We start from the raw sequence: 6,307 nt of genomic DNA on the forward strand, positions 1-6,307 counted from the left end.
GTACTCTCGTTACAGCCCCAACTGAGAGATTATGTCAACATTCTTGGCTACTCGTAGGCACATTCCGAATATATCCTTCGGGTGGCGGCCACGCAATCTTGAGCACGAAAGAGTTCCTTAGCCCTCTCCCGCCGTTTGGCGGCTCGGTGGAGTGCCTCGCCGTAGTGAGTCGTCGCGTGCTCAATAGCATTCGCGAGACCCAACCAGTCGTCTGGATCAACCAAATCCTCGTTGTCCAGAATGACCTCGGGAATTCCGCCGACCCGACTAGCTACCGTCGGAACGCCGTGCGCCACCGCTTCTAGGACGCCATATGGCAGGGCCTCTCCCCGCGAGGGCAACACAAGGAGACGCGAGCGCCGAAGCGTCTCTTCCGCCTCAACCCATCCCGGAAACGCTACTTCTCGAAGCCCGAGCGAATGGGCCATGTCCACGAAATATTCTCGACTGCGAGGGTCCCCCGGGCCCGCGATTACCGCCCGCAACTGCACGCCCTTATCGCTCAAGTGTGCGAGTGCACGCAGCAACACGTCGACGCCCTTGATGTGCCGCAATTCCCCCAAGAACAAGACGTCGATGTCCTTTTCGCTGAGGCTGCCAAAGTATTCAAATTCAGACTCCCACAGGCCGTTGTACACAACGACCGCACGCCCGCTGGGGATTCGAGAAACTGACTCGTTGAACATCTCCTTCTCCGCCGCGGAGACAAAAATGATCCTGTGCGTCAGAGGCAGGAGCATCTGCTCGACGAGGCCAAGCACGCGAGACTTTAACCCTCGAATATGCGAGACCCCGCCGTGCGGCGTGTATATGACCAGCGGTCTGGGTCGCAGAGTAGGAGCAATCAATCTCCCGTATAGTCCTGCCTTGGCGCCGTGGCAGTGAAGCACTTGCGCCCGTTGCGGAGCAGCGAGTTTTCGAACTCTTGCGAGGGAAAGCAGGTCGCCTAGACCTGGCAATCTCCCCATGCGAGCGAAGAGAACGCTGGCCGCATCGCCGGATACCTGAACGCCCAGTTTCTGGGCATGCCTAGGATCGGTGATAAGAATGTTGGTATCCCCGAGCGCCCCTAGTCCCTTGATCAGGTCTCGCACGTGTCGGAAGGCGCCACCTACGGGAGCTCGGATGATATGAATCACCCGAATGCTCTCTTGCCGATCCATTCTGACTGTCCCTTCGACGCTCAGGTACCGAGTCCGCCGGCCGACAGCGTCGCCAACCTAGACTTGCTCTAACCGTAGCCGCTGAAACGATGTCCCTCGCACGTCCCTCCATGGCTTGATCTGAGGGATCGCCCTCCCACCGCCACCCCGCGCGCGCCTGCTTCGGAGCGGGAGGGGTGGCAACACCCGAGACGATCCATGTGCGCCGAGGCTCGTTCTACGAGCGCAGAGGCGCCCTACGTGGCAGTCCGCGCTGACCGTCCGTCTCGTCGTCCGCGCCCATACCGCACATCAACTGGAGGCATCCGGTGCTTGATGTAACGTCATCGGCGCCGCGTCCAACGGCCAACCGACAGCTCGCAAGCAAACAGGAGACACCATGTCGCGACGCCTGCTCATCACCGGCGGAGCCGGCTTCATCGGTTCCACCCTGCTTAAGCAGCTGGCCCCATCCGACAAGGTCCTTGTGGTTGATAATCTGCATCCGCAGGTGCATTCGGTGGACCATTGGTCAGCCGACAGTCCAGCTAGAGTCGAGTTTCTACAAGGTGACATCACGGATCCGGACGTGGTCGATCGAGCGGCGCGATTCAAGCCGCATACACTCGTTCACCTTGCAGCCGAGACTGGCACCGGACAGTCCCTACTTCAGTCTTCTCGTCACGCATCCGTGAACGTCAATGGGACGGCGACGTTGCTCGATGCGATTTCAGGATCCGGCTGGATGCCCGACAGAATGATCCTGACCTCCTCCAGGGCCGTCTACGGGGAAGGCAAGTGGCAACACCTAGACGGCTCCACGTATTACGCGCCGCCCCGACGTGTCGAGCATCTTGCTTCTGCACGATGGGAACCAGTGGACAAGAATGGCGCTGCGGGGACACCCTTGCCACAGGATGCACGAACGGTAGAGCCACGACCCAGCAATATCTACGCTGCGACGAAGTTGGCGCAAGAGCATCTCATGAGCGCATGGTGCTCGGCCTTGGGAGTGGATCTGTGCATTTTGCGGTTGCAGAACGTATACGGACCTGGACAATCGGTCAAGAATAGCTATACCGGCGTCCTCACATATTTTGCGCGCCAAGCGATAGCGAATGAACAAATTCGAGTCTTTGAGGGCGGTAACATCATCCGAGACTTCGTTCACGTGTCGGACGTAGCACGAACGATTAGAAATGCAATTGATGCACGAGGCTCTCTTGAGGACCGATTTGACGTTGGTTCTGGACGATCCACGACTCTTCTAGACGTAGCTCGACAGATCGCCGAGATTGCAGGGGCCCCTGAACCCCATGTCACGAATGAGTACCGGCTTGGAGACGTGCGCGCAGCCAGCGCGGACGTCACAAGGGCGCGAGACGTCCTGGGGCACAGTAGTTCGGTGACTCTCGTTGCAGGTTTGTCTCAGGTGCTCGATTGGGTCGAGAAGGAACTGCCGTGAGTTCGCCGCGAGTTGCGCTTGTGACCGTCACCTATAACAGCGAAGACGTTCTGGCAGACTTTCTGACCAGCGTGTCCGAGCTAGATCCCGTCAAGACAAAACTCTTCGCGATAGATAACGCGTCAAAGGACACCACCGTAGACGTTCTGTCCACCTACTCCGAATCTCGCCCGGCGGAAATCATTCGCAATTCCGGCAATAGGGGGGTCGCGTTCGGAAACAATCAAGGGATTGTTGCGGCCCTCAAGGAGGGCTTTGATTGGATTCTGCTGATCAACAACGACACCTGCTTCAATGCCGAAGCATTTCATTCACTAGTCCGAGAGGCCGAGCGCGTGGGGGCCTCGATAATTTCGCCCTTCATCGAAGCTGAGGAGCCCCCGCACTCAGTCTGGTATACCGATGCTCATCTTTACCTATGGAGAGGGGCGAAGGTCAAGCACGTGGGCATGGGCCGACCACTCTCGGCTGTCCCTAGGGAGACGAAGGTTGTCTCGTATGCCTCGACTTGTGTTCTGCTCGTTCACAGTTCCGTGTTCAAGAATGTCGGGCTCATGGATCCCCAATTCTTCGTCTACGGTGATGATGTTGACTTCGCCATACGCGCACGCCGGGCAGGGCTGTCACTGTGGTCGACTGGTTCCGCCGTGTTCTTCCACAAAGCGAGTTCACTGACGGGTGAATACACAGGCCCTTTTTCGACCCGATGGATCACTAGAAATTGGGTTCTCGCGTGTCGCATCCACTGTTCTAGGGTGCAACAGTTCAGCGCCCTGTGCTACATGACGGTATGGACTTTGGCGCGTCTGCTCGTAAGGGCTGACCCTATCTCCGCTACTACGAATCGAGTGAGAGCCTTTCTTGAGGGATTGCAATTAGCTGTATTCCAGCCACCCTCCCTGGAATCTTGGCCACACGACGAAGGGCGCTGGGCAGAACAATGGGATGGAGTTTAAGCGTGAGCTTGGGAAACCTGTACTGGAAAGCTATGTCTGTCCTTTGGTATACCCGGCGCTTTGGTTCGATGGGCCGCCGCAGTTGGATTCGCAAGCCGCTACTGCTCCGTTACCCGAAGCAGATTCACATCGGGAGGCATTGCATGATTCGAGATGGCGCGCGCCTTGAGGTTGTTAACCGTCCGAACGAGAAACCCGGGCACCTTTGGATCGGCGACAATGTCACAATTGAACAAGGCGCTCATATTGTTGCCTCCTGCGAGGTCCACCTTGATGACGAAGTGGCCATTGCTCCCCGCGTCACCATTGTGGATGCAACCCATCCGGTCGGGACCGCTGCGGATGGGAATCGCGCCAGGCAGTTGGCGCCAGGGACATCATACGTGCGGCTCGAGAAAAGGGTTTTCATCGGAGCGAATGTTGTAATTCTTCCCAATGTTACCATCGGGAGGAATAGTATCGTCGGCGCCAATTCGGTAGTCGCCCGCGACATCCCTCCTAACTCTATTGCGGTCGGCGCGCCTGCACGGGTGATCAAGTCCTTCGACTCTTGACACCGATGAATGAATCCCGGTCACGCCTTCTCGTTTCAAATTCGCTATGGAACTTGCTGAGGGCGGTGTCCAACAGTGCCGTGGTCGTGGCGCTACCCATTCTTCTAGTATTCTTACTCCCAACTACCGCCTTTTCCACATGGGCGATCGTCTTCTCGACAAGCACTATCGTTCTCTACCTCGATCTAGGTCTTTATGCCACCGTTCGCGCGCGTGTCGCTAGGGCGCATTCTGAAGGAAGCCCGACTCGAGCGGTCGCGTGGGCAGATGCGGGAAACAGGGTCCTGGCGTCTGTTGCCGCACTGGGAGTATCCGCCTCTATACTCTTGGCGCCATTCCTCTACTACGTCTTCCCCGAAATTGATGACAACGGCCGTGCTGAACCGGCAAGCGCGCTAGTCATACTGGTGGCGGGCCAGGCATCCTTGCTGGTTCTAAACGGAGTGTCCTCTTACTTCGCGGGCCTGCAGCAGTCGGCTTTTCCCGCTATCGTCGCTACTGCTAGCAGACTTCTGTCTATGGCATGCGTCTTGGGATCAACTCTGTTTACCGCAGACCTCGCGATTCTGGCCGCCGCCTACTCCCTTCCCAGCATTCTGGGAACGGTCTTTTTGACTGCCAAGTATTGGAGAGTGCGGCAGGGCGTGTCCCTTCGTGCCGACCAAGACCCAGCACGCGTATCTTCTCGCGTGATCCTTGGCTACTCGGGTCCCTTGATCGTCTGGAGTGCCTGCGTATTGGCGGTGAACGGGCTCGGAACAAGCCTCGTGGGCGCACTGGATTTCGCCGGCGTTGCGACGTTTGCGGTAGCGACCTCGATGGCTTTGGCGGTATCGGGCTTCTCTAACGCGGCGATCGCTCCTCTGTTGCCAGAACTGAGTTCTACATTGGACCGGCAAGGGTTTAGAAAGCTTCTCGCCCAGTCGACGCGTGTCAACGCGCTTCTGCTCTTGGCGTGCTGCGTCGGCAGTTGGGCGATCGGATTATTCGTTCTGGCTGGGAGCGATGGCCTTGCGTCGACGCAGACTTCGATTGCTACCGTTCTTCTTGTCCCTTTAGCTATGACCATTCGGCTGACAATGACGCCCCTAAGCATGGCCTTTATTGCGCGAGGCACCCATCATCGTGTGATCTTTCCTCCATTGGCGGATGCGATGATCACGGTGGTGCTCTCTGTTGTTCTCGGTCGCCATTTCGGAGCGCTGGGGGTTGCAGGCGCTCAAGTTTTCGGCGCCTTCGTGGCTGTAATACTGACGTGCACGTGGTCGGCGCGCCGTGCAGGACTCCAAGAGGACTTGGCGCTGCCTGAAATACTCCAGGTCCTGGGTCGCTTGAGTGTCTGCCTAGCGGTGACCGCTGGGTGTCTCGTATTCTTGACCGATTATGGTAGTCATGCGCTCACGAGGATCGCCGTGAGCGCTTTGTGCATGCTGCTCTGCGTTGGATGTGGCGCCTTCTTGTTGCTGCGGAAGCAAGTTGTCGTTGCCGTCACTAAGAACGTTATGTCACGCCGACACTGTGGATCGCCTTGAAGATCCGATAGCCACCGACGGGGTATCGCGGCACGATGCGACCGCTTGCACGAGTTGGGCTCGTGTCGTAGCCGCCTTGGATGTCGGACCGACAGGTATTGAATCGTGCAATCCGCCTCTTACGGCGAGCGGCTGCCGGGTCGCCTTCTCGATCGCGCGGTCCATCGTCCTCCTTCAGCGGGCGCGGCACTGGGTACTGCGGTCGTCGTACAACGACCACAGGGGGTGACCAGATGACCACCGGCTACAACGTGCCGGGCATGTCCGCCAAGGACAACGAGACCGTCGTCAAGGCGCTGGAGGACCGGCTCTACGCCTACCGCCCAGGCCCACCTCGGGACGTCCGACCTCGTCGACGTCGGCGTCATTGAGGACAACCGCAAGGCGTTCGAGACCGTAGGCGGGTCTGCCCCGAGTTTGGTTGACACCTGACCTGTGAGGATCTTCCTCGCTGGAAGGATGTCCCCGTGGCAAAGCCCTACCCCCAAGAGTTCCGCGACGACGTCGTGGCCGTGGCCCGTCAGGGCCAGTCCTCGTTGAAGCAGATCGCGAAGGACTTCGGCATCTCCGAAGGCTCCCTGGCGAACTGGATGAAGCAGGCTGACATCGAAGACGGCCGGCGTCCCGGTCAGACCGACGCCGACCGTGAGGAGCTGCG

Annotated in this window: 7 protein-coding genes; 6 read left to right on the top strand and 1 reads right to left on the bottom strand. The window is 58.5% G+C overall.

Annotation, left to right across the window (positions count from 1 at the left end; all coding sequences use genetic code 11):
- Window positions 1–47: 47 nt before the first annotated feature.
- Window positions 48–1,163, bottom strand: a complete 1,116-nt coding sequence (locus DNK53_RS11295; RefSeq protein ID WP_110182325.1) for a glycosyltransferase — start codon at window positions 1,161–1,163, stop codon at window positions 48–50.
- Window positions 1,164–1,542: 379 nt separating this feature from the next.
- Between DNK53_RS11295 and DNK53_RS11300 the strand changes: the two genes are divergently transcribed.
- The 6 genes from DNK53_RS11300 to DNK53_RS11315 form a co-directional block, all read left to right on the top strand.
- Window positions 1,543–2,607, top strand: a complete 1,065-nt coding sequence (locus tag DNK53_RS11300; RefSeq protein ID WP_110182326.1) for an NAD-dependent epimerase/dehydratase family protein — start codon at window positions 1,543–1,545, stop codon at window positions 2,605–2,607.
- A 20-nt stretch (window positions 2,608–2,627) separates the two neighbouring features.
- Complete coding sequence (locus DNK53_RS18490) at window positions 2,628–3,563, top strand: glycosyltransferase family 2 protein (RefSeq protein ID WP_420846499.1); 936 nt, start codon at window positions 2,628–2,630, stop codon at window positions 3,561–3,563.
- Window positions 3,564–3,565: 2 nt separating this feature from the next.
- Complete coding sequence (locus DNK53_RS18380) at window positions 3,566–4,117, top strand: acyltransferase (RefSeq protein WP_275425749.1); 552 nt, start codon at window positions 3,566–3,568, stop codon at window positions 4,115–4,117.
- A gap of 518 nt (window positions 4,118–4,635) precedes the next feature.
- On the top strand, window positions 4,636–5,649 hold the full coding sequence (locus DNK53_RS17530) for an MATE family efflux transporter (protein WP_162599901.1): 1,014 nt from the start codon (window positions 4,636–4,638) through the stop codon (window positions 5,647–5,649).
- A 233-nt stretch (window positions 5,650–5,882) separates the two neighbouring features.
- The gene (locus DNK53_RS17535) at window positions 5,883–6,020 is read left to right on the top strand and encodes a hypothetical protein (protein ID WP_162599902.1); all 138 of its coding nucleotides are present in this window, start codon (window positions 5,883–5,885) and stop codon (window positions 6,018–6,020) included.
- A gap of 96 nt (window positions 6,021–6,116) precedes the next feature.
- The coding region (locus DNK53_RS11315) for a transposase (protein WP_204163862.1) at window positions 6,117–6,307 on the top strand (191 nt) is incomplete at its 3' end.

This window comes from Nocardioides solisilvae, assembly GCF_003194625.1.
Lineage (GTDB): Bacteria > Actinomycetota > Actinomycetes > Propionibacteriales > Nocardioidaceae > Nocardioides > Nocardioides solisilvae.

Coding starts and splice junctions, on each gene's coding strand:
- DNK53_RS11295 (WP_110182325.1), bottom strand. CDS start 1,163: ATGGATCGGCAAGAGAGCATTCGGGTGATTCATATCATCCGAGCTCCC.
- DNK53_RS11300 (WP_110182326.1), top strand. CDS start 1,543: ATGTCGCGACGCCTGCTCATCACCGGCGGAGCCGGCTTCATCGGTTCC.
- DNK53_RS17530 (WP_162599901.1), top strand. CDS start 4,636: ATGGCATGCGTCTTGGGATCAACTCTGTTTACCGCAGACCTCGCGATT.
- DNK53_RS17535 (WP_162599902.1), top strand. CDS start 5,883: ATGACCACCGGCTACAACGTGCCGGGCATGTCCGCCAAGGACAACGAG.